This is a genomic window from Providencia sp. PROV208 (assembly GCF_028479465.1).
GTDB lineage: Bacteria > Pseudomonadota > Gammaproteobacteria > Enterobacterales > Enterobacteriaceae > Providencia > Providencia alcalifaciens.
Genome location: NZ_JAMPNS010000006.1, coordinates 123,085 through 146,273 on the forward strand (window position 1 = coordinate 123,085; position 23,189 = coordinate 146,273).

General features: G+C 38.5%; 22 protein-coding genes. 7 read left to right on the forward strand and 15 right to left on the reverse strand.

The window, feature by feature from the left end; genetic code table 11:
• The first annotated feature begins 218 nt into the window (after positions 1-218).
• A complete protein-coding gene (locus PR766_RS05445; RefSeq protein WP_006661805.1) occupies positions 219-818 on the forward strand; it encodes an FMN-dependent NADH-azoreductase in 600 nt (199 codons plus the stop codon).
• Positions 819-882: 64 nt separating this feature from the next.
• Here the strand turns inward: PR766_RS05445 and PR766_RS05450 are convergent, their stop codons facing one another.
• From PR766_RS05450 to PR766_RS05465, 4 genes are all read right to left on the reverse strand, one after another.
• On the reverse strand, positions 883-1,212 hold the full coding sequence (locus PR766_RS05450) for a YdbL family protein (protein ID WP_006659890.1): 330 nt from the start codon (positions 1,210-1,212) through the stop codon (positions 883-885).
• Positions 1,209-1,394, reverse strand: a complete 186-nt coding sequence (locus PR766_RS05455) for a YnbE family lipoprotein (protein WP_036963819.1) — start codon at positions 1,392-1,394, stop codon at positions 1,209-1,211. The genes PR766_RS05450 and PR766_RS05455 overlap by 4 nt, the downstream gene beginning before the upstream one ends.
• A gap of 38 nt (positions 1,395-1,432) precedes the next feature.
• The gene (locus PR766_RS05460) at positions 1,433-4,075 is read right to left on the reverse strand and encodes a YdbH family protein (RefSeq protein ID WP_154636618.1); all 2,643 of its coding nucleotides are present in this window, start codon (positions 4,073-4,075) and stop codon (positions 1,433-1,435) included.
• 238 nt (positions 4,076-4,313) lie between these two features.
• Complete coding sequence (locus PR766_RS05465) at positions 4,314-4,646, reverse strand: EutP/PduV family microcompartment system protein (RefSeq protein ID WP_230086859.1); 333 nt, start codon at positions 4,644-4,646, stop codon at positions 4,314-4,316.
• 274 nt (positions 4,647-4,920) lie between these two features.
• Here PR766_RS05465 and PR766_RS05470 point away from each other — a divergent pair, with 274 nt between their 5' ends.
• A complete protein-coding gene (locus PR766_RS05470; protein WP_006659894.1) occupies positions 4,921-5,919 on the forward strand; it encodes a 2-hydroxyacid dehydrogenase in 999 nt (332 codons plus the stop codon).
• 14 nt (positions 5,920-5,933) lie between these two features.
• Positions 5,934-6,371: an META domain-containing protein gene (locus PR766_RS05475; protein WP_154636619.1), complete on the forward strand. Its 438-nt coding sequence runs from the start codon at positions 5,934-5,936 to the stop codon at positions 6,369-6,371.
• A gap of 81 nt (positions 6,372-6,452) precedes the next feature.
• Here the strand turns inward: PR766_RS05475 and grxB are convergent, their stop codons facing one another.
• A complete protein-coding gene (grxB, locus tag PR766_RS05480) occupies positions 6,453-7,097 on the reverse strand; it encodes a glutaredoxin 2 (protein WP_154636620.1) in 645 nt (214 codons plus the stop codon).
• Between the two features lie 591 nt (positions 7,098-7,688).
• Here grxB and PR766_RS05485 point away from each other — a divergent pair.
• Entirely contained in the window at positions 7,689-8,000 is a 312-nt protein-coding gene (locus tag PR766_RS05485) for a helix-turn-helix domain-containing protein (protein WP_006661811.1), read from the forward strand.
• A gap of 249 nt (positions 8,001-8,249) precedes the next feature.
• Here PR766_RS05485 and PR766_RS05490 read toward each other — a convergent pair whose 3' ends face one another.
• The 8 genes from PR766_RS05490 to PR766_RS05525 all read right to left on the reverse strand — a co-directional run bounded on the left by PR766_RS05490 (position 8,250) and on the right by PR766_RS05525 (position 17,268).
• Positions 8,250-9,263: a fimbrial protein gene (locus PR766_RS05490; RefSeq protein WP_006659898.1), complete on the reverse strand. Its 1,014-nt coding sequence runs from the start codon at positions 9,261-9,263 to the stop codon at positions 8,250-8,252.
• Entirely contained in the window at positions 9,254-11,728 is a 2,475-nt protein-coding gene (locus PR766_RS05495; protein WP_036983069.1) for a fimbria/pilus outer membrane usher protein, read from the reverse strand. Before PR766_RS05495 ends, PR766_RS05490 begins: the two co-directional genes overlap by 10 nt.
• A gap of 8 nt (positions 11,729-11,736) precedes the next feature.
• Positions 11,737-12,438 (reverse strand): fimbrial biogenesis chaperone, encoded by a 702-nt coding sequence (locus PR766_RS05500; protein ID WP_006661814.1) that lies wholly within the window; start codon positions 12,436-12,438, stop codon positions 11,737-11,739.
• Positions 12,439-12,526: 88 nt separating this feature from the next.
• Positions 12,527-13,102 (reverse strand): fimbrial protein, encoded by a 576-nt coding sequence (locus PR766_RS05505; RefSeq protein WP_006659902.1) that lies wholly within the window; start codon positions 13,100-13,102, stop codon positions 12,527-12,529.
• Positions 13,103-14,707: 1,605 nt separating this feature from the next.
• On the reverse strand, positions 14,708-15,148 hold the full coding sequence (locus PR766_RS05510) for a YcgN family cysteine cluster protein (protein WP_154636621.1): 441 nt from the start codon (positions 15,146-15,148) through the stop codon (positions 14,708-14,710).
• 20 nt (positions 15,149-15,168) lie between these two features.
• Entirely contained in the window at positions 15,169-15,825 is a 657-nt protein-coding gene (locus tag PR766_RS05515) for a fumarylacetoacetate hydrolase family protein (RefSeq protein ID WP_154636622.1), read from the reverse strand.
• 20 nt (positions 15,826-15,845) lie between these two features.
• Entirely contained in the window at positions 15,846-16,949 is a 1,104-nt protein-coding gene (locus PR766_RS05520) for a lytic murein transglycosylase (RefSeq protein WP_036975794.1), read from the reverse strand.
• A 49-nt stretch (positions 16,950-16,998) separates the two neighbouring features.
• Complete coding sequence (locus PR766_RS05525) at positions 16,999-17,268, reverse strand: YcgL domain-containing protein (protein WP_006661816.1); 270 nt, start codon at positions 17,266-17,268, stop codon at positions 16,999-17,001.
• Between the two features lie 129 nt (positions 17,269-17,397).
• On the opposite strand from PR766_RS05525, the gene minC reads away from it, so the two are divergent.
• From minC to minE, 3 genes are read left to right on the forward strand one after another with little or no spacing between them, the layout of a single operon-like run.
• Positions 17,398-18,123 (forward strand): septum site-determining protein MinC, encoded by a 726-nt coding sequence (gene minC / locus PR766_RS05530; protein WP_006659908.1) that lies wholly within the window; start codon positions 17,398-17,400, stop codon positions 18,121-18,123.
• Between the two features lie 23 nt (positions 18,124-18,146).
• Positions 18,147-18,962 (forward strand): septum site-determining protein MinD, encoded by an 816-nt coding sequence (gene minD, locus PR766_RS05535; protein WP_006659909.1) that lies wholly within the window; start codon positions 18,147-18,149, stop codon positions 18,960-18,962.
• A 3-nt stretch (positions 18,963-18,965) separates the two neighbouring features.
• Positions 18,966-19,262 carry a cell division topological specificity factor MinE gene (gene minE / locus PR766_RS05540; protein ID WP_006659910.1) on the forward strand — a complete coding sequence of 99 codons (297 nt, stop codon included), beginning with the start codon at positions 18,966-18,968 and terminating at the stop codon, positions 19,260-19,262.
• 53 nt (positions 19,263-19,315) lie between these two features.
• Here the strand turns inward: minE and PR766_RS05545 are convergent, their stop codons facing one another.
• Positions 19,316-20,095 (reverse strand): energy transducer TonB, encoded by a 780-nt coding sequence (locus tag PR766_RS05545; RefSeq protein WP_230086860.1) that lies wholly within the window; start codon positions 20,093-20,095, stop codon positions 19,316-19,318.
• Between the two features lie 50 nt (positions 20,096-20,145).
• The gene (locus tag PR766_RS05550; protein WP_154636623.1) at positions 20,146-23,175 is read right to left on the reverse strand and encodes a TonB-dependent receptor domain-containing protein; all 3,030 of its coding nucleotides are present in this window, start codon (positions 23,173-23,175) and stop codon (positions 20,146-20,148) included.
• Positions 23,176-23,189 lie beyond the last annotated feature (14 nt).

The following is a 23,189-nucleotide window of genomic DNA, read 5'->3' on the forward strand; positions in this document are numbered from 1 at the left end:
TTAAATCCTTATATTTCAATTTGTTATAATGCCACTGTTCTATTTATCATCATGAAGCGGCTAAAGATAATATTTTGGTCTGTTTTATGATTTTAGTTATCTCATACAAATACCATCAGTTTTTTCGAACTAATCCTTCTAAATTTCTTCTTATTAATGCGTCACATACGGAGTATCATCATTATTCAATGAGCGACATATGAGTTTTGAGGAAAATAATGAGTAAAGTATTACTATTGAAATCCAGCATTCTGGCGGATTACTCACACAGCAACAAAATGGCCGATTATTTTGTACAACAGTGGAAAGAAAAAAATCCTACTGATGAATTTCTCGTTAGAGATTTAGTTAAGCAGCCTATCCCTGCCATTGATGGCGAAATTTTAGCAGCTTTTGCGCCAACTGACACTAAAACAGCACAGCAACAAGCACTTTTAGACCTATCAAATCAACTGATTGATGAGATTAAGCAAAGTGATGTTTTAGTGATCACGGCACCTATGTACAATTTTTCAGTGCCTTCTCAACTGAAGCACTATTTTGATTTTATCGCCCGCTCAGGGCATACCTTTAAATATACCGAGCAAGGTTCTGTCGGTTTATTAAATAATAAACGTGCATATGTACTAACAAGTCGTGGCGGAATTTATAAAGATACACCAACGGATATTATGGTGCCTTATATCACGTTATTCTTGAATTTTATTGGCATTACAGATATTGAATTTATTTTTGCAGAAGGTACTGCACTCGGTGCTGAATCAGTTGAGAATGCTCATTCTCAGGCCAGAGATCATATGAATACATTGATTGCCTAATAAAATGCCTCGTTAAACTAGGCATTCTTATTTGTCACTATATGCGCACAACCTAGTGCGCATTTTATTTTTTCTGTACCCATTGCCCATTAATACCGCGTACATATTCTCCTGTAGGCGCCCGGTCTACCAGCTTTTGCCCTGCGATTCTTGCGACATCATTGGTTTTAAGCCCGTTTTTATCCGCAATTTCCGCGTATCTATTTTTCCTTTCAGCGTTAATACGCTCAACTAATTGCTTTGCATTATCACTATTTTGGTCAATCACTGCCAAATACCCTGACAATGTTTCACCAACAAGCCCATGAGATTTCCCTTCTTCAACCGTCAGAGCAAATGCAGAGAATACGCTTAGCGTCGAACATAAAGCGATTGCCTTAAACCAATTCATCATTTCGCTTTCACCTCACCAAATAAATCACTATTTTCTTTTAGTAACTCTTCGACTTGCCTATCAGCTTTGATTTGAATTTCATGTTCAATTTTGACATTCATATTGATATTAATCGGCTTATCAGGTGTAGCAACTTCAACACGTAAACACGCTGTTAATAACGAAGCCATTGTCATCATCATGATCAGTTTTAATGTTTTCACAGTATTCCTTTTATCTCTTATAGATTTTTTTCGAGCCATTCTTCTAAGCCACTACCAAAACGCAGACTGCGCCACAACTGAAAAATATTTTCTTCATGCTGATAATTTAAATGTACTTCACGCTTTTTCGCTTCTTTGGTGTTATACCCTTCAAGAATAGTCGACATAGTGAGTAATCCCAAATTCGTGACATTGACATCGGTGCGACTACGTTGAATTTCAAGATATTGCAGCCAACCAATTGCAGAGCCTGCTGAAATATTATCAGCCGCGATAGATTCCACAAAATTGGTATCCAAGCGCAATGTAAGTGGTCCGCTATTTTCCATCCATCCCGCTTTAATTATCCATTCCGGATTATCCAAATAAAACGGTAATTCCCCGTTTACTCGCCCAGAAACGGCAAATTGGGAAACTTTTAGTTTTGTAAATAGTTCACTGAGTTCCACTTCGTGAACGCTAATTGTCGCTGGTTTATTTTGTGGCCAACGCAATATATCGAGGCTAATTTCACCGCCTAGCATGTTAAATCCAACATTGCTTAATTGAATTGGATTCGTCTCAGTCGGGGGATACGTACCTGACAAATCAGCTTTAACATTGGTAAATTCAAATAAATTCGAGATGTGTTTAATACGCAATTCAACTGGTGATTTCTCACCTAACGTCCAAGTGCTATTGTGTAATTTCCACGGTAGGACAAAGTCCAATCCATTTAGCTCGCCATCTTTCATCCATAAGCTGGTATTTTGAACTCGCCAATGTCCACCAGCAATAAACCCATTTTCTGGTGTCATGGAAAAAGCAGCCTGAGAAAAAAGTTTACCTTCGCGCAATTCAATTCCAAGGTCTTTCGGAATTAATGTCTGAAATGCTTTTACCGACTGTTCAGGCCAACGCGCTTCACCACGTAAACGCTCTCCATCCCAACGCCCAAAAATGACAATAGGTCCAACTTGGCGGGTACTTAAATCCCCTTTTAGCTGAAAACTTGCCGGTGATGTGCCTTTGAGCTCGGCATTAGCTGTGATTTTAGGCAAATAACTCTCAGAACCAAATAACATACGATTACTGGTTAGCTGTAATCCGCCGTAAAAATTCGCTTTTGCCGGATCCCGTTGCCAAACTAATGGTGATGTGAGCTTAAGCCTAGGTGCAGACATCGAAAGTAGACCATATTTAATCTGGTCGAAACCTGTATTTAAACTATTGAGTGTCAATTGCGTATCTTGCCAGCTACCATTACCCTTAACATCCCAGTGTGCAGATAATGCAGGTAATTGAGCATTTCCCCAATAATTCCAAAACCATTTGCCTTGCTCGATATTAAATTTATTCGCGCTACCATCAAGATGAATATCAAAATCACCCCAATATTGCTCTTTCACTTTTAAAATAGCCTGTAAACGACCGGTGATCCCATCTGCATTTAAACGCGTTCCAGCGAGAGGGAATCGTATTTCACGTAACAAAATCGTGGGGGAAAGTCGTCCATAGGCTCTCATTAAGGAGCCTGGCATAAATGCCACTGTAGGGGAAACCAATTGACCTGCAATTTTTGCGGGTAAATTGATATCTAACACCATGTCATCATACTTAACTTGACCATTCAGCCTAAAATTAATGTCGCCATCTAGAAGGTTAATTCGGCTTGGTTCAACAGTAAGAACTAAATTTGCTTTACCTTTTTTCGCATCAGTTAGCATATTTAACCGCCCTGAAACGACAAATTCACTCCAAGTTTGATTCCAGTGATCAATCTGAAATGCAATCCCACCATGTAATGGAATGTCAGCATCATTCCAGCGCCACTGCCCATCAGTCACAATGACTTGGGACGATGATACGTGCCAAGGAAGGTGAAATAATTCTTGTTGCTGTTCGACATCCATCACAGTGAGTAAACCTTGGTCTTGCTGCCAGTGCAGTTTAGTCTGCAAAAGTTTATTTAATTCAAGAAGCTTAAACTGAGCATCGATATCTCCCGTCTCGGGAAGTTGATCGCTAGTGAGCGGTAACGTTAACTGAGCCGTTAATTCAATATGCTGTGGTTCCTCTTTCTGCTTAAGCACATCTGGTGCTTGTAACTGTTCCAGCATTAATGGACTTTGGGGTAAGGTTGCAGAAAATTGATTGATAATTAACTGGTTTTGTTGATTGACTAGAGAAGATACGCGTAAATTTTCACTTTGATAATCAAGCATAAGTGGAAAATCAGGCGTGCTTCTCAACCACAAACTACCTTGATACTGTTCCCAAGAACGTAAATTAATTTTATCAATAACCAGTGAAAATTGAGGGATGGCATCCAATATATCAGTCATATTCACCGGTGGGCTGGACGGCTCTTCGCTCGTTTTAACCTGATTCAAACACTCGGCATTGATATCAAGCCCATCAGCCTTGATTCTGATAGGGAAAATAGAAATATAGATATTGGTTAATGTCACGAGCGAACAATCCGTTGCCGTTAACTCCGCATGAGAAAATCGAATTTGCCGGTCAACAATATGGGGTGCAGAAAGTGACAACGTCACGGGGCTGGGTAAAAAGTGATTGGCTACAACAGGCGCCCAACGTGTTAACGTTGACCATAAAATCATCAGAAGCACTACCATAGCGCCTAAGAATAAAAGCAGTATTTTTATCGCTCGTTTCATGAATATTCTCTAAACATAGCTATATTCATAAAGCGGCAATGAAGATCATTGAAGAAATGGATGAAAACAAAGCGAAAGGATGCGTTGGAACTAGCAGCTCAACAACTTGCATAGCGATATAGGTCATTTCCATAATAATCTTCTCTATTTAGATAAAGATATTCTAATCTTTTAAAACAGAAATGAACAACTTAACCCTATCCGTTCATTCTGTTACTACATTATTTTCAGTCAGTTATTAGTGATTATGCGATGTGGCATGGTTGGTAATTTCACGAAAATATGATTGTGTATCATGCACAATCTTCACTTTTTCGGCAAATATAGGATTAGCTGCGAAAAATGGCACTAAACACTTGTCATAAGACCCTTCCATTATCCTGCTATCTTTACATTTGATCTCCGAAATTAGTGACTTCATAGTTCCCAGAGTCTTTTTAACGTACTCAGTTTGGGTTTTATCCCAATAAATTTCATCATAACCATATGCAGGGAGACTAAATTCTTCCGATAACTTTTGAGCGAGCGTTGTTTTCCCTGCCCCGGATATGCCAATAATGCAAATTTTCACGTAACTCCTTAACTTTTCTATTCTTTAAAATCTATCTAGTCCTTAAAAGGAAAAAATAAAACTTAACAATTGCAGCATTTTAACACTAAAAAGACCTTTATTTGTTAAACAGGATATGTAAACGAAAATCAAACGTAAACAGAGGGATATTTTATTAATTTAAAGGTGATTTACATCACTATTTGTCTTATTCTGGACGCATATTTTTGTGGGTTTGTTTATTTTACCTACAATGTCTCATTTATTGGTTCCTATACATTATGGAGTTCCTCTGATGAAAATTGTTTCCTATAGCACCAAACAGTATGATCGAAAACATATGGAACAGGTCAACCAACAGTCAGAGTTTAATTTTAATATTGAATACTTTGATTTCCCATTAACAGTCCAAACCGCCAAAAATGCCGTAGGCGCTGATGCTGTTTGTATTTTCGTCAATGATGAAGCAAACCGTGCCGTGTTAGAAGAGCTTGCTGCTCTTGATATCCATATTCTTGCTTTACGCTGTGCAGGTTTTAACAATGTAGATTTAGATGCCGCCAATGAATTAGGTATTCAAGTTGTACGAGTTCCCGCTTATTCTCCTGAGGCCGTCGCCGAACATGCTGTTGGTATGATGTTGTGCCTGAATCGTCGCATTCATCGTGCTTATCAACGCACGCGCGATGCTAACTTTTCGCTGGAAGGCTTAACTGGCTTTAATATGCACAACCGCACTGCGGGCATTATTGGTACAGGTAAAATTGGTCAAGCCACCTTGCGTATTTTGAAGGGGTTTGGAATGCGTTTGCTGGCTCACGACCCTTACCCAAACCAAGTCGCTCTCGATATTGGTGCAGAATATGTCGATTTAGATACCCTCTATAGAGAATCTGACATTATTTCTCTACACTGCCCGTTGACCCCAGAAAACCACCATTTACTCGATGAAAATGCCTTTAATCGCATGAAACCTGGCGTCATGATTATCAATACCAGTCGTGGTGCTTTAGTTGACTCCGCGGCTGCTATTAATGCACTAAAATCCCAAAAAATTGGTGCATTAGGCATGGATGTATATGAAAATGAAAGAGATTTGTTCTTTGAGGATAAATCCAATGATGTCATTCAAGATGATATCTTCCGCCGACTGTCCTCTTGCCACAACGTATTATTTACTGGGCACCAAGCATTTTTGACGGAAGAAGCGTTAACCAGTATCAGCTTAACAACGTTGAGCAATATTCAACAAGTCAGCCGTGGCGAAAACTGCCCGAATGTTGTTAAGCCCTAGCGGGATCACGCATCATGAAAAGACTGATCCCACTAACCCTCTTTGGATTGTTGCTCGCAGCTTGCCAAACTCATCAAGTCAAGGCAGGTAGTAGCCAACAATCTCTTGAGCAACAATTGATGCATCATAACTTTGTCTTAACTAAAGTAGATGGACGCCTGGTTCCCAAAAAGCAAACAACCCCATCAATTTCTTTTGGTGAAAAAATGTTTGTTTCTGCCTCAATGTGTAATGATTTTAACGGAATGGGTGTAATCAATAATGCAACATTGAAAGTTAAAACATTAAGTAAAACAGAATTAGAGTGCGTAGATGAAGATCTTTCACGATGGGATGCATTAATTAATCGTATGCTGACCAATGGCGCAACAGTAACACTATCCAAAAATCATTTAATGTTAACGCAAGGGCATTATAAACTTGTTTATACTTTGAGTGATTATATGCAGTAATTCTGCCTTTATTGCAAAATAAAAAACCGCCATTTTAAATCTGGCGGTTTTTTTATCTTATTCTTTCAAAAACCTTATAGACTATTTAGCTTGATTAAATAGTAAATTAATTCCTGTCGCTTTTGATGTTCGGTCCATATAATCATGAATTGTTGTGCTGAACCCTATTTCCTTCACAATACTCAAACTACGCAACACAGGGAAAATAATGAAGTCATTAATATCAACAAGCGCTTTGTTACGTTTTTCCAACCATACATCTAAGAGATCCAGATACGGTTCTAACTCAATTAATAACGTATGAGTTTCTTTACGCAACACGGATAGATCATCACCATGGAACTTGCTAACACGCTGAATATACGTGGCTTTAGCTTCCACGGTGGCTATTTCTGGAAACTCAGATTCAGTAAAACGTGGCGTCACTAATTTGGATACCGTCGAAGAAACTGCTTTATACCAATTATCAATCTCGGGATTAATATTCCCTATCGCTAAGCGAGGTTCACTTAATTGATCAATATAACGCACAATATCTAAACTCTCGGGTAAATAGCTACCATCATCTTTTTGTAGAATAGGTACCATTTTACGCCCTATCATACGTGTTGGGGTTTCAATATCGTTATCCAGCAAAATAACCTCTTCTACTGCAACTTTTTTTAAACCAAAAATCATTCTTGCACGAACACAAAATGGACAATGATCATAGATATACAGTTTCATGTTACCCTCACACACTCAGTGATAAAACGAATAAACTTCATTTAAGTATACTTTATATTTATACTTAGTATAGTGTTGCGCGTTTTATTTTTAATCTAAAATATCTTCCCACAACGCTTTAAATTACAACTTTATTTTCTTTGATTAAGCTAGATTTCATATTTAAATTTTATTTTGAAATTAATTTAATATATTTAAACTTAATAAAAAAAACAAAATTAATAGTTCCAATGAAAATATCAAATAAAAATTAGGAATATAAGTAACGTTTCAAAATGGAACATTTTAACCAAATGAATCAATAATTTAAACAATTTAACTACAAAATTCATGTTACTTGCTTTACTGAATAAACAGGTTTAGCCGTATTGTTTTAGCGGTATATTCTTATTGTTATTTTTATTATAAATATTCAAAATAACTTAAAGCCAATTATTGAATGCATTGTTAAATTTGAGCATCATTAAATGAAAAATGATGATTGAAATTAACATTAATTCTAATTATTAGCTTTTAAAGTAGTATGTATTTTAATATAATATCTAGCGTAAACGACTAATAATATCCTTAATAATAAGTTGAGTATGTCATATGGACATTCATAGTGTCATTGGGCTTAGAATAAAAAATCGGAGAAAAGAACTGGGTTTGTCAGGCGCAAACCTAGCCGATAGGTTGCATTTAAGTCAGCAGCAAATATCGCGTTATGAAAATGGAGTAAACAAGATTCCAATTGACCATCTACTTGATATTTCTGAAATTTTAATGTGTCCTATAGAATGGTTTTTTAATGGTTATAAAAGTGAAATAAAAAATAACGATGGTTTAGCATTTGATATTCCAAATAAAGAATTACAATACGCAGCAGAAAGTGTAATTGCTCCATCTAAACATCATCTTTAATAATCATTTTTTGATTATCTAAAAATACCCAGTTTAAGTTAATGAAATTATTGAGCTTCATTGGTCAAGATTAACTTTCTGGGTATTTGCCTTATTAGCCATCTATAAATAGTATGTCATCCCTATATTAAAAATAAGATCAGACCTCATGCCACTCTTAATAATTAATATTATTTAGAAACAAAAAATGCCTATCTATGATTTCATAAAATAGGCGTTTTTTAAGATGAACTTAATTCATAATTGTTGTTAATCGTAAGTCACATTAAATACCATATGCGACCTTACTTCACCGGAAGAGATAGAATCGGCAAATTGAAAGTAACGGGCAATCAACTCGATTGTAAATATTTTTTCTTGAGAGTTTGCCAGCTTACCAACATAAAAAGGTTTGCCAAAATTGATTGGAGCATAGCTTTTTCTTTCTATTACCTGAATACCAACACCTTGTGCGGCGCTGGATCCTGTTGCATCATTCTTTAACACGCCTTCAACAGCACTAACTGATCTATTCGCACTGAAATCCATCTTAATATCAGCCTGCCCCGATACCGTTGTTCCACCGCTACATCTTAAGACAATATCAAAATCTTTCGCACCTGTAGTGTGATCTCTTGCAGTTAAATCAGAACGTTTAATCGTATTGAGATACACATTCTGTTGTTTTCCACTTTCAATAATGCATGAAGGTGAAACAATGGTGATCGCATTCGCATTTAACGATGTCGTCAAAATAGGGTCCGAGCGTCCTTGATAACCATATTCCGTATATTCGCCTCTTGCAATCGTACCTGAACCAGTAACTTCCGCTGTTTTAATTAACTTCAACGTGAATGTTGAACCCGCTAAATAGTAATTTGTTCCACTCCAACCACCGTTAACCACATATTGGCTAGGGTAAACCATACTCACTTGACCCGTTCTTTCAAATTTCATACCGATCCCCGGTATGCTAGATTGGTATACCTTATCACCTATATCTCGTAAGCCAGGCATAACGATTTCTGCGTCAATCACGTTACGCCCATAACAGGTTAGATAAGTACGGTTTGTTGTATCCAGTGGCCATGTTTTACTGGCGATAACACCACCTACAGGCAAAGTGGCATCAACCACCACTCTCCCCATATCCATATTTAGTCGGTAGGTGGGCTGCCTACTTCTGTCGCAATGATCCCAGCCTGTAATATGTGCAGCTGCATACTGTGTAGTAAGAAGTACACTTGCGCCAATTAGCCAGCGCCATTTTTTGATTATTGACATAGACTTTCCTGACTATTTTCAGCCGTTAATGGGAATGAACATTCACCGCCTTCCCATTTTACTGTCGCGATTTTTGATTCATTATTGCTGATAAATACGGTACCACCTTGCCCTACAATACCAATGTAATCACCTTTTGAATCAACTACATTGGCTCCAAATGGTAGTGTTTTATTACCTGCTCGAATCACGTTGTACACTTCATTTTTTTCAATTTTGGTATCAAAAACGACTTTAACAACACTGCCTTCATACGGTACAACTTGCGCCGTAGTACTGCTGAATACGATATCTTCAGGGCTACCTTTCGGGTCAAGATCGATATTATTAATACGGTATGGTCGAACATATGGCGCCACCGCATAGCCACGACTATCAATCTTGGTATTGTGCGATCCCATCACTGATGCACCTTCCGCACCTTTTGCTTCAATTAGTGCGATGGTCGATGAGGTATTTGGTGATAAAGTCACTCCGCCAGAATGCACTATCATGGATCCATTCGCGGATGCGCCATATTGACGATAGCCTTGACCTTGGCTGTAGTTAGCATTGGTCGTCACTACTGGCGTTTGGTAGCCCGTATTCAATGCAAAATTGCTGCTTCCACCATTTTCTACAGAAGTGTTTAAACCGTAAGTCCAGTTATTGTCCGCATCAAATGAGCCGTTAGCACCCACTTGAGAAGATCCAAATTTATCATTATTAAACGTGGTGTTGGACGTAATTGTCGTATAGTGGTTATCCCCAAAATAGAGTGGGAAGTTTACGTTTAAACTTACACGGTCATCTTGGCTTCTTTGTGTGTTATCGGAATAGACTCTCATAAACGAAACACCGTATGAGACGCGGTCATATTGATTGGTGTAATTTAGTTGATACTGTTTTTCAATACCTGAGCGGTTCCAATAACTTGAAATACGTCCTGTAAAATAGAAACTTCCTAACTCGTAAGGCAAGTTTTGGTTAATCGTGTAGCTAAAACCATTCTTTTCACGACCCAATGAGCTATTCATACCTTTTTTATCTGAGTCAATGGCATACAGTGCATTGGATAAGCTAAAGTAATCTTCAGTTGAATAACGATAAGCCGCTAAGACTAGGTTGGTATCTGTTTCAGAAAATAGTTTATTAAATGTAAAACGGTAGCTTTGCCCCATATCGGTCTTTTGGTTAAACACCGTTCTTGACTGTGTCACATCCACAGCAACGGCACCAATAACCGTATTCACACCTGCACCGAGCAAATAAGCCTGATAATCATCAAATGCGGTCAAACCGCCATACAGCGTAAAGGTATTATTTAAGCCGTGTTGCAGAGTACCTTGCATAATAAACGGTCGATTACTAATGCCTTCAGCATCAGATTTACCACCAGAGAGCTGATAGCGGGTATAGCCAGGGCGTAATAATTGAGCCAAAGAGGTGTAAGGTACGCTAAATGAAGATTCGCTACCATCAGCTTCTTTTACTGTCACCACAAGGTCATTTCCGTAACCAGAGGGATAAACATCCGTCAGGTTAAAGGGTCCAGGTGAAACTGATGCTTGATAAATGACCACATCATTTTGTCTAACGGTCACTAATGCGTTACTCTGTGCCACTCCACGAATTTCAGGTACAAAAGAACTCATGCTATCGGGATACATACTGTCATCGGTAGCAATTCTAGCCCCTAACAGACTAATGCTATCAAACATGTCACCGTCGGTATAAAACTGACCCGCAGTTGCTTTTGCTTTGAGCGAGGCAACAGGACGTTGTAAATACGTTTGGTTACTATGCCAACTCGCTCCCTCTTTACGCTGCCAGCTTAAATTCCCAATATGCTTTAACATCCAGCCGTCATAGCTTAGTCCAGCATTTAATCCAAGATAAGCACTCGCACTATTATTATCGTTAGAATGGCTATCATAATAGTTCCCCATATAACCTAGGTTTAATGCGGGGATCCCTGTTTCCCAGAATTGTTCTGAAACATATCCTCGAGAGGATTTTTGCTCATATATTTGCGGTACAGATATATCCACACGTAGCGTAGAGGTGTGAAATATATCGCTCACATCAGCCTCACTGTTCCATTGATTCAAAAAGAGACATTCTTTGCTATCAAGGGATGCAGCTGGTGCAAATTTTTCAACATTAATTCCAAGGTCAGATAATAGTGCAGGCGTATAACAGGTGCCGAGTTGACCATTTTCTTTTGCTACAAAATCAAGGTCATAGCGCCCTTTCCAACTACCGTTGGTATACACGTCAACAGAATACTTTCCTGGACTAATCCCTGTGGTGTTAAATCGGTCAAAATCAACATTCTCTTGGCTACCGATAATAAAACCACTGTTAAATTCATACGTGGTTTCTTCTTCACTCCAAGCATAAAAAGACGGCAAAGCACAGACTGTGACTAAACCCGTCACGGAGAGTATGTTGGAATATTTATATTTTAACTCTCTCTGCTTCATTCCAAATCCTATTTAACGGTAGTTTTTACCGCTACATCTGAGCCGTAATCATTGATATTGTTAATAATAATTTTTGTTCCTGACGTCAGCGCTTTTTTAAGCTCTACTGTCGACTGGCTTTTCGGATCTAAAAAAATCGTCTTATCATTCAATGCACTAGAGCCATCAACAGAAATTTTTGTAATAGTAATAAAGTATGGCGTCGGATTGTCGATATTAAGTCTGCTACCAGCGGCTTTTACCACTAATTGTTCAGGAGCAAGTTCACGGCTACCTAAACCTGATGGGCGATAGAAAAATTTAAAACGAGAACGAATCGCTAGTTGCAGCACATTTTGATTTTCTGCTGCTTTATTTTTGACCATAGGTGGAATATCTAAAAGGTTAAGCCACCAGAGTGATTCTCGGTCTTGTGGAATGGCGGATTTATCCATCAATTTGATGCGGATAGTTTGTCCACCTTTAGCTTCAATTCGGGAAATCGGGGGTGTGAGTTGAAAAGGCGTTTTAATGGTGTCGGGTGTTTCAGATGCATCACCATTATCAAGCCATGCTTGAGCCATAGCAGGACGATCAGCCGTATTATTTAATTGAATTGTAATTTCTTTTTCATCGCTAGGATAAATAAAGCGTGTACCGTTAACGATAATATTATTTGCAAATGCCGTCATGCTAGACAGTAAGCAAAGACTAAATAGAATGGCTTTCATGTGGGCCTCAAAGCAAAAAGCGGCAGTTTACCCACCGCTTACTAACTCATGCTTTTATCGAAAATGCCGATAAAAACTGACTGAAAAATTAGTTATAAGTAATTTCGTAGGTCGCGTAGCTTTGAATTTCACCCGCGCTTACTGCATCTGGAGTACTTGTGGTGTAACCAACATAGTAAGTGAAACGTGTATTTTTGCCGTTTAACTCACCTGTGGCTTTTGGTTGGCTAGTTTGACCTGGGAAAATTTTAGTTGCAGCTTTACCATCAGTAGATAGCGCTAACTGAATGTTTTTAGCACCATTAACTACAGTGTTAGCTAAGCTACCTTTTGTGTTAGCGGCTAAGTTACCACCAGTCCAGCGTACGCCTAAACCGGAAACATCAGAAACAGCTTTACCACTTTGTGCACAATCACTGATTTCGATAGCAAATGTTTTTGGTTTTAAAATTGTATCGGAGCCACCATCTTTAACTTCTTTTAAAGAAACCGGCGCTAAATACACAGTAGCATCGCTACCTTGACCATCAACGGAAACGTTACAAGAAACATCCATAACTTTACCGTTGAAGTTAACTTGACCACCACCAACTGGTGTTGCTGCGTTTGCTGTTGTTAAGCCAAGAACTGTTGCTGCGATAGCAGTCAGTAAAACTTTTTTCATTTTCAATTCCTAAGATGAGTTTTTATTTATTACTTATAAAAATTATTAAGTGGTCTTTATTTAGTTGTTGGTAACAGCAAAAACGGAACCCAGCTGCATTAAAATACAGCGAGAAGTCAGTATGTTTTTATTTTCAGCGAATTGCTGTAACGCATACACAGGGAATGACTTAATACATTCTATTTTTGAACCGACAAGCTATTTGACCCTCTAATTCGCCGCAAAGCATACATAAAAACTTAAGTATCCTTAAATCGTTTTTACCTTAGCTTATTAATATTTTGATAGATAAAATCTATTGTAATTGATCTATTAATTGATGGTGCCAATATATTAATTACGCGCAATAAGTCATATTTAGAGCTAGAATTAGTAATTTGTTAGATTTAGCCTAGTTTAATTAGAGTTATATTTTGGTTTTTTATAAATTAAGAGATTTATGTGAAAATTTTAAATTTGAGATGTAAGTTAAATTTTATGACTTCATTTACATTTAGACACTTTTTCTAGTAGTTTCGTAACAAAATAATATCCCTGTATACGTGTTAAAAAGCCATAAAACATAAATATTTCTTATTGATTATACCGTTGTTCATATTGGAACATCGAATAATAAATAAAATTAAATATCGAATTATTATTCCAAGACTCAATTCACTCTCTATTGGTGTAAATGAATTATCTATAACTTTATTGCGCTATAAGTAAGGATAAAAATTCGTGAAATCGAAAGTTATTAGGTTGTAATTTCGCTATAGTGACAATTAGGAAAACACGTTAATGAATAGGACAAGAGATTTGTGATAAAAAATCATAAAAACCGCAAGATAATGCTTACATTATATAATTAGGCTTTAATGATTTAGTCTATTTAAGAGTATCGGGACGTGAATCTATGTTAGAGGAAATTATCATTTCTGATCTGACAATACTAAATAAGTAGTATTTTCTTGCCAAAAACTTGATCTGCCTCAAAATTTGGAAAACATCTATAATTTATTGATATATAAAGGAATTCTATAAGGCAATCAATTCGACCAAATTTATAAAAATTGCCTGAAAAATACATATTAGGAATATTCCTAAAAACACATATTTTGTGTTTATGATTTACCTTATGTATCGATTTTGGGCAAAAAAGCATTTAAAGCTAAGTGCTATTCTATTTTAAGACTAACTATTTTACTCCGTATATTCATGAACAATCGTGACAATAACGCTAATAATAGTGCTATTTAAATCACATCAACTCATTAAATTGATAACAAAAATGCAAGATGATATTTGAAAGAAATGGCTTAAAAAATATTTTATTTCAACAAGATATGAAATATGGTTTAAATAATTCAGGTGTATGCATTAGATGAGTTGAATATTAGAACATTTGATATTAATAAATATTTAACATTTTTAAAACCATTAATGAACAAAATCCATTTCATGCATATCTTATTAATTCTGATTGATATAGCAAAGACGTTATTTTCTGATTAAGTCGATTAATTGGCTGGTAAATATAATATTTGTCGTATTTTCTATCCCCTATTCATTTAGTTAATAAAAAACCCGCACTAAGCGGGCTTTTTGAGGGGGCACAATAAAATGCTATCTAGCATTAGGATGATTCATAATATGATCTTCCCATTCCACCACATCAATTTCTCGTACAGCAATGTGGCGAACAGAAATACCTTCATTATGCATTGCAGCTTTTGAACCTGTTTTCAATGGATGCCATACAGGAAGTGATTTTCCTTCCATAAGCAAACGATAGGCACAGGTGCTCGGTAACCAAGCAAATGTTTCTAAATTGTCCCGTGTCAGTTTGATGCAATCTGCTTCATATTTGAAACGATCTGCATAATGCTTGCACTGACAGGTTTTAATATTTAATTGGTTACAAGCCACATTAGTGAAATAGATCTCATCGGTATCTTCATCTATCAGTTTGTGTAAACAACATTGCCCACATCCATCACAGAGCGATTCCCACTCTTCATCGGTCATTTCATCTAAGGTTTTAACCTGCCAGAAAAACTGAGACATAATACTGCAAAATCCTATACTTAAATGACTCTAGTGGTCAGTGAATTATCATTAATCGTTAGCGTTAACATATCCCCAGAAACCAGCGGACCAACACCGTCTGGTGTTCCTGTTAAAATAACGTCGCCAGGACGGAGGGTAAAGAAGCGGGACATATAGCTAATCAGCGGTAAAACTGGCGTGATCATATCACGAGTCGATCCAGACTGACGAACTTCGCCGTTGATCTCTACACTCAATGACATATTTTGTAAGTCACTTGTACCACTAACAGGAATAAAACCAGAAATCGGGCAAGAACCATCAAAGGCTTTGCTTTTCTCCCAAGGTTGCCCTGCTTTCTTAAATTTCGCTTGTAAATCTCTCAGCGTTAGATCAAGCGCAACGGCATAACCGGCTATTGCACGGGCAACTCGGTCTTCATCCGCATTTTTTAGCGGCATACCAATTAAAATAGCCATCTCTACTTCATGATGGACAGAACCTAAATCTTTAGGGATCACAATCGGTTGGTTTACATCACACAGTGCTGTTTCAGGTTTAATAAATAAAACGGGCTCTTCCGGTAATGCTGACCCCATTTCTTTAATATGTTTTGCATAGTTACTACCCACACAAACTACTTTATTGGCAGGGAAATCTAATAAAGCACCTTGCCAGTCGCGATGTTGATACATATCGGTAACTCCTATTATCGTTATTGTATTTTTGTAGCGATACCATCCGCCATCATACAAACACTTAATGCGAAATAATATGAACGATTCCAATGCATAATCGTGCGGAAGTTTTGGGTGACTAAGAAAGTTCGACCTTCTGGATCATCGGGAATGACCACCCAAGTTTTTATCTCTGGTGATAACCGGGAAAATGCAGGTAGTTTAACGCCTAACTGTTCCCATTCCTGAACTGTTTTACCTTGTTCCGTTTTAACGCCTTCTAAACGACGGTTAAAATCAGCGGGCAAAGAGACTTGGTAGCCCCATGGTAATGCAGATTGCCATCCTTCCGTTGATAAATAATTAGCAATAGAAGCAAAAACATCCGCTTTATTATTCCAGATATCCATTTTGCCATCACCATCACCATCCGCTGCATAAGATAGATAAGATGTTGGCATAAATTGGCTTTGACCCATTGCACCCGCCCATGAGCCTTTCAGCTGTTGATCTTCAGGAATATAACCTTTATCCATGATTTCCAATGCAGCCAATAATTGCTTACTAAATAGAGCTTCGCGGCGACCTTCGAAAGAGAGTGTTGCGAGAGCAGAAATGACATCTTCTTTACCCTGTGAACGACCAAAACCACTTTCAAGTCCCCATAAAGAAACAATATATTGAGGTGGTACACCATATTTCTGGCTAACGGCATTCAGAACAGCTTGGTTTTCATAATATTTTTCCACACCCATATTAATGCGAGATTGTGGCAAAACATTTTTTAGATAACTTGCTAATGTCACTGTAGCACGCTTTTCAGGCTGCCCTTTATCCGCTTTTACAACACGTTCTAGGAAGTAAATATTAGCGAAACCACGATCAATCGTAGATTGTTTAATACCTTGAGCAATCGCATGTTGTTTCAACAACTCCACATACGCTGGAAACTGGGAAGGTTCTCGTTGTTCAATCGGAAATGCTTTATCCAATGCGATAATTTCTTTTTCAATCGCAGCCTCTTGTGCCGTTGTCAGAGTTCGCGTTTCATTCGCATGGGTTGCAGTAGTTTGAGTATGTGGCGCACTACAACTTGCTAAAAGTAGACCAGCGACTAATGTATATAATAACGTTGGCTTCATTTTTATCCTCCTGACGATAATGGCTTTTTAAGGATCTTCCTAAATTGTCTTAGTCGTTTAGTTCACGGTATTCAGAAAGTAAATCTTCGACCGGAGGTGGGAATTGCAAGTAATAACCAACGTCTTGGAGATCAGCGCGAACTCGCTCAATATCAGCATTAGCCAGCTTTTCACGTTTATCTAACGAAATTAACATTGAGAACTGAGGTTTGCCAAACTGTTTAAGGAGTTCTTCAGGAACGCGTGAAAAATCATCTTTTTTTTCGATATATAAATAAGTTTGATCACGGTTCGGGCTTCTATAAATTGCACAAATCATTATATTTAACTCTTTTTCTTGGTTCGTAAGCTTGCTTGAAGTATGCAGTAACTATAACATGCTATTGTTTTACTGAGTATCTTCACCCGAGGATTGTTTCGGAAATTTTAATTTGCTGAGTCTAGATAGATGCCACAATCGCCAATAGAACTTAAAGGCAGCAGTTTTACTCTTTCAGTCATTCACTTACACAGTGAAGAGCCTAAACTCATCAAAAAAGCGCTGCAAGACAAAGTAAGTCAGGCTCCTGATTTTCTTAAAAATGCCCCAGTTGTTATTAATGTTGCAGAATTAACGCATCACGCGGATATGTACAGTATTCACAAGGCGATAGTTTCTGCTGGTCTTCGAATTGTTGGCGTTAGCGGTTGCACTGACCCACTATTAAGACAAAAAATCAATGAAGCGGGACTGCCCGTACTCAATGAAGGTAAAAGCAAAAAAACGCCAGAACCATCAACGGATGACGTCACTTTTGCAAAATCTGATATTGCACCTCAGTCTGCCCCTATCGAATCTGCTTATCGCAAAACTCGCATTATCAATACTCCAGTACGTTCAGGTCAGCGCATTTATGCGCCAAATAGTGATCTCATCGTCACAAGTAATGTTAGTGCAGGTGCAGAATTATTAGCAGATGGTAATATTCATATCTATGGTGTTATGAGAGGTCGAGCCCTTGCTGGTGCCTCTGGAGATATGGAAAGCCAGATTTATTGTACTCATTTGCAGGCAGAGCTAGTGTCGATTGCAGGCGAGTATTGGTTGAGCGATCAAATACCTACTGAATTTCTCACCAAAGCAGCTAAACTTTGTTTAGTTGATAACAAACTTAATATTGAATACTTAAATTAGACCTTATTTACAAGGAATTATTCATGGCACGCATAATTGTTGTTACTTCTGGTAAAGGTGGCGTTGGTAAAACCACTTCAAGCGCGGCCATAGCTACCGGCCTAGCTCAAAAAGGGAACAAAACTGTAGTTATCGATTTCGATATCGGTCTACGTAACCTTGACCTAATCATGGGGTGTGAACGTCGCGTAGTATATGACTTCGTCAACGTTATCCAAGGTGATGCAACTCTAAATCAGGCGTTAATTAAAGATAAACGTACTGAAAACCTCTATATTCTGCCTGCATCACAAACTCGTGATAAAGACGCCCTGACTCGTGAAGGTGTTGAAAAAGTTCTTGATGAACTTAGCAACGAAATGGCGTTTGATTTTATTATTTGTGATTCTCCCGCGGGTATTGAAAGCGGTGCATTAATGGCGCTTTATTTCGCTGATGAAGCCATCATCACAACCAACCCAGAAGTCTCTTCTGTTCGCGACTCAGACCGTATTTTAGGGATCTTATCGTCTAAGTCTCGTCGTGCAGAAAAAGGTCAAGACCCAATTAAGGAACACTTATTACTGACTCGCTACAACCCAGGTCGCGTAACCCGTGGTGACATGCTCAGTATGGAAGACGTTCTAGAAATTCTGTGCATTCCATTAATTGGGGTGATCCCAGAAGATCAATCTGTTCTACGTTCTTCTAACCAAGGTGAACCGGTTATTCTGGACTCTGACTCTGACGCAGGACAAGCATATAGCGACTGTGTAGAACGTATTTTAGGTGAAGATCGCCCTATGCGTTTCATTGAAGAAGAGAAAAAAGGCTTCTTAAAGCGTCTATTTGGGGGATAAATAATGGCTTTATTGGATTTCTTTCTGTCGAGAAAAAAGACGACAGCAAATATCGCAAAAGAGCGACTGCAAATCATCGTTGCTGAACGTCGCCGCGGTGATAGTGAGCCAGCTTATCTTGCTGATATGAAGCGAGATATTTTGCAAGTTATTTGCAAGTATGTTCAAGTTGACCCAGAAATGTTATCCGTACAATTTGAACAAAAAGATGATGATATTTCTGTTCTCGAATTAAACGTCACTCTTCCTGAAGCAGAGGAAGGTAAAGATGTTAAAGAGACAAAACCAGCAGAACAGTAACATTGTACAATGCCGCTATACCACTATAGCGGCTTGATTTTTACCCCATTTTTCTAATCTAATTTAAAATTAATCTCTAATTTTAACTGCCTGTTCATATCCTCTGGTGGTTTACCCAAAGGTTTGCAACGCTTAATTGCATCTAATATCGCCTGTTCAAAAAATGGGCTCATTTCTGAATCCAGCACTTTCGTATTGACCAATTCACCTTTCTCTGTGATATCAAACTGAACTTGAATATCCCCTTGCATACGCATTTTGCGTGCTCGTCGCGGGTACTGTTTGTGGCTATCAATTTCCCGTTTGATCTGGTCTAAATAGCGCTGTTTGGCATTGATGTTATTTTCGCCATCAAAAAAATGAGCGAGGTCACCTTGCTGCCCTGCAGCTAAAGAATTTGCTTTGCTTTCTCCTTCTTTTGCTCTTTGGGTTTGCAAATCATCCCGAGAACTGTCTTTCTTGGCTTTTTCTTCTGGTTTAGCTTTATTTTTTACAGGATTACGCTTTTTAGATTTCACTTCATTGGGTGTTTTATCAGCGACGGTATTTGAGGCATTATCTTGATGGTTACGCTGCTTACTGACCTTGATATTCGCGTACTCAAACTCCTCGATGGTATTGAGTTCATCTCCAGTTACCGATTGGCTTTCTTGGGGGACACTCACTTGCTGCTCAACTAAAAACTGAGTTAACGCGACGGTCACCACTGGAGAAATTAACGGTGCTGTCATTTTGAATGACAATGAATTGACTGTAAAAAAACAGAAATAAATAATGGTGCCGTGTAATAAGCCAGAAAGCGGTAATCCATAATAAATTCGAAAATAATTCATGGCGATATTCCTAATCAGCCCCAGCAAATATACTTTGCTGGGGCTGAGCCTTAGAAGTGACTAGTCACACTTAAACGAAGAGATCTTCCCGGCGCAGGCATCATGCTACGCGTCAATGGGTCAATGTAATATTCGTTTAATACGTTAGAAGCTAATAACTCCACTAACAGGTTTTTATTCACTTGGTAGGTAACATAAGCATCCGTGACAAATACCGCATTCCAACTCATCGGGTTATTGTTTAACGGTGAATAAGAAGGACCAAACTTGCTCGCCATCTGTGCTTCATCTTTATTTTCTGTTTTGGCGTGATAGCGTATACGTCCGCCAACTTCCAAACTTTCATTAAAGAAACGCATACCGAGGTTAGTATGGATACTGTATTTAGGTTGTAACTGGGTTCGGAGATAGCCGTGCGGAAAGCCACCTTCAGTACAGATTGACCCTTTGTACTTATTCAGCGGGTCTAAACGAGCCATCGATGCATCATCACAAACTTCATTTTTCAGCCGGAAATCAATTCCTAAATCCCCAAAGAAACGTCCATTATCATAACGGGCTAGCACTTCCAATCCAGCGGTTCGGTGCTGATCCATTTGTGCAAAAACCAAATTACCATCACGATCAAAGGCGTTTTCAATCATATTATGGTAATAGTTGATTCTAAAATCGGCGGCATTTTCAGCGTTTAACCAACTTTGTAAATTATGCACATAGCCAATTTCAAAAGTATGGCTACGTTCTGGCTTAAAGGGGCGATGCCCTATAGTGACTTTACCGCCGCCAGAAAAACCGATGGTATCTTCAAAAATACTGGGCATTCTGACGGTTTCGGCGTAACGCGCAAACACTCGGTCATTATCAGAGAGGTAGACAGATCCCCCTATTGATGGACTCCACGCGGAATTAATACGTTTACCTGGGTTTTTATACTTTTGGTTCTCGTCGACTGAAATATAATCCCATTCTTTATTTGGAGCACGATAAGCAATAATTGCTTTGACTTTTTTCTGGCTAATCGGGTCAATCACCTCTTCTGAGAGGTCAATTTCGCCGTTATAGAATGGGTTATTCTCCGCAGTGAGCTTACCATCTTCATCCACTCGCCATTTGATATAGTCGAATCCGGTAATACGAAACCCCTCATACTCTTCATGAATTGTAGAATAGTGCTCGGCTTTTTTTAGAGAATGCTTAGGGAGTGATAACGCTTCTGCGACAAACCATTCAATTCTAGAAACGCCAATAGTACTGTCCGGCCAATTACCCACGTTATCGTAACCATCAAAAGTACGCCCTTTACTATCCACATAGCCCTTAACCTTACTGGCTTCCTCTTCAGTAAAGGGTCGAGTATATTCAAAATTCATGGCTTTCTCAATTTGATGCACGGCAAATCGGGAGTCTTTTGCTTTTAATCGACGTTCCCTTAATAAATCTCGCGACCAATAATTTTGATACTGAATACCTGCATTGACATGTAGCCAATTCGTGGGGCGCCAATCAAATCTGATTGCGCTACTGTATTCTTGACGCTTTCCTTCTCGTGGGATAGCACGAAATGTACTGTATTTAGGTATTTCAGCATTAGGACCATAGATATCATCATGGCTGTTAATTTTCTCATTCGTGAAGTTACCAATGAGAGTCACATCAAAGCTAGGTAGTAATTGGATTTTATTAGATAAGGAAACACCTTGCCTATCATTGAGCTGACTCAGTTTTATGCCATCTACTAATTTCCCGTTAACATTTAGATTTCTACGATTACCATATATATACCAGTCATACTCCATCGCTTGCCTAGGCAAGTCACCCGCAGTATTGGAATTTAAATCCATTTTTGTTAACCAATAACTTAACTGAAAATCAAAAAACGGTTGGTCGCTGGGTTTAAATCCATAGTTAACATAGAGAGAGCCTAAACTAAGATTTGCCAAAGGCCATTGAGGAATTTCCCCCGCTAAATCATGAAAACGAATTTGCGAGGGCATAATTTCCCCATAATGGCTTTTGGTATGCACATAGCCGAGGGAGACACTCTGTGATTCTGAGAGTTGTAAATTCATTTTTTGAAGGAAAGTTTCGATATTACTGGAGGTATTACCCACTTCTTTGGTTGGCAAGTAAATATTGGCAACAAAAGGGATATTAGGATCTAATGTTTTATTTGAATATGTCTTGTCTCGAGTGATAATAGGCTCTCGAAAATAGTTTGCACCGTGGCGACCTGCAAAATAGTTTCCTTGGTTTCGGTGGCTATAAGCAAATAGCAGGTTAAATTTTTCTTGCCGTAACCCAAGTGCCACTCGCATCGCACTGTCTTTTAAATTAAAGAAATTCGAACTTCCTGGTTGATCTGGCTCTACCACTGTCTTAGGGTCTCGGAACTTCACTAACGACAGACTATCATTATAATTGGCTGCACTCTCCATCAGCTCTGGGTCATCGCGGTAATCGCTTCCAAGATGCAACTGGTTAATTCGAGGCTTTGTCGAATTAGTTCGTGTTTCCAATTTAAGATCGACAGCAAAATGTTCATCTGATGGGACGATATCATCAATACTGAGGGTTTTAACCGCAACGCCACCACCAATAGAAGTACGAATATCACGATCTAACATCGGGCTTTTTATCACTGTGATGCTACTGATCATATTAGGGTCAACATAATTACGATTATTGGCTCCGTTGTAGCCGCGCCACACCGTAATGGCTTGCTCTGTACCATCTACCGTGACGGGTACGCGCCCTTGCCCTTGAATGCCGCGAACATTTGGGTCTAATGCCCCACTATTACGCGCATCTCCGCTATAAACCCCAACGCCATGATTTAAAATATCGGCAGGGTTAGTACCTTTATAACGTTCGGCTGCTTCTTTACTGATATAAATATTGGATTCATCTCTATCATATTGGTCATCCGCACCTTTTTGGTCACGTTGCTTAATCGTATCGATTTGGTCTTTTACCTGAATATTGCCCACTTGTTCCCTTGAGCTGGCATAAGACGAAAGTGAAATGCCCCCCATAGCTAACCCTGTGGCAATTTTCATTGCCACCACTGTTGTTACTTTCATATTAAATCTCAATG

Bases quoted from the DNA above. Each gene is read 5' to 3' on its own strand.
- PR766_RS05445 (WP_006661805.1), top strand. From the start codon at position 219: ATGAGTAAAGTATTACTATTGAAATCCAGCATTCTGGCGGATTACTCA.
- PR766_RS05450 (WP_006659890.1), bottom strand. From the start codon at position 1,212: ATGATGAATTGGTTTAAGGCAATCGCTTTATGTTCGACGCTAAGCGTA.
- PR766_RS05455 (WP_036963819.1), bottom strand. From the start codon at position 1,394: ATGATGATGACAATGGCTTCGTTATTAACAGCGTGTTTACGTGTTGAA.
- PR766_RS05460 (WP_154636618.1), bottom strand. From the start codon at position 4,075: ATGAAACGAGCGATAAAAATACTGCTTTTATTCTTAGGCGCTATGGTA.
- PR766_RS05470 (WP_006659894.1), top strand. From the start codon at position 4,921: ATGAAAATTGTTTCCTATAGCACCAAACAGTATGATCGAAAACATATG.
- PR766_RS05475 (WP_154636619.1), top strand. From the start codon at position 5,934: ATGAAAAGACTGATCCCACTAACCCTCTTTGGATTGTTGCTCGCAGCT.
- grxB (WP_154636620.1), bottom strand. From the start codon at position 7,097: ATGAAACTGTATATCTATGATCATTGTCCATTTTGTGTTCGTGCAAGA.
- PR766_RS05485 (WP_006661811.1), top strand. From the start codon at position 7,689: ATGGACATTCATAGTGTCATTGGGCTTAGAATAAAAAATCGGAGAAAA.
- PR766_RS05490 (WP_006659898.1), bottom strand. From the start codon at position 9,263: ATGTCAATAATCAAAAAATGGCGCTGGCTAATTGGCGCAAGTGTACTT.
- PR766_RS05495 (WP_036983069.1), bottom strand. From the start codon at position 11,728: ATGAAGCAGAGAGAGTTAAAATATAAATATTCCAACATACTCTCCGTG.
- PR766_RS05500 (WP_006661814.1), bottom strand. From the start codon at position 12,438: ATGAAAGCCATTCTATTTAGTCTTTGCTTACTGTCTAGCATGACGGCA.
- PR766_RS05505 (WP_006659902.1), bottom strand. From the start codon at position 13,102: ATGAAAAAAGTTTTACTGACTGCTATCGCAGCAACAGTTCTTGGCTTA.
- PR766_RS05510 (WP_154636621.1), bottom strand. From the start codon at position 15,148: ATGTCTCAGTTTTTCTGGCAGGTTAAAACCTTAGATGAAATGACCGAT.
- PR766_RS05515 (WP_154636622.1), bottom strand. From the start codon at position 15,825: ATGTATCAACATCGCGACTGGCAAGGTGCTTTATTAGATTTCCCTGCC.
- PR766_RS05520 (WP_036975794.1), bottom strand. From the start codon at position 16,949: ATGAAGCCAACGTTATTATATACATTAGTCGCTGGTCTACTTTTAGCA.
- PR766_RS05525 (WP_006661816.1), bottom strand. From the start codon at position 17,268: ATGATTTGTGCAATTTATAGAAGCCCGAACCGTGATCAAACTTATTTA.
- minC (WP_006659908.1), top strand. From the start codon at position 17,398: ATGCCACAATCGCCAATAGAACTTAAAGGCAGCAGTTTTACTCTTTCA.
- minD (WP_006659909.1), top strand. From the start codon at position 18,147: ATGGCACGCATAATTGTTGTTACTTCTGGTAAAGGTGGCGTTGGTAAA.
- minE (WP_006659910.1), top strand. From the start codon at position 18,966: ATGGCTTTATTGGATTTCTTTCTGTCGAGAAAAAAGACGACAGCAAAT.
- PR766_RS05545 (WP_230086860.1), bottom strand. From the start codon at position 20,095: ATGAATTATTTTCGAATTTATTATGGATTACCGCTTTCTGGCTTATTA.
- PR766_RS05550 (WP_154636623.1), bottom strand. From the start codon at position 23,175: ATGAAAGTAACAACAGTGGTGGCAATGAAAATTGCCACAGGGTTAGCT.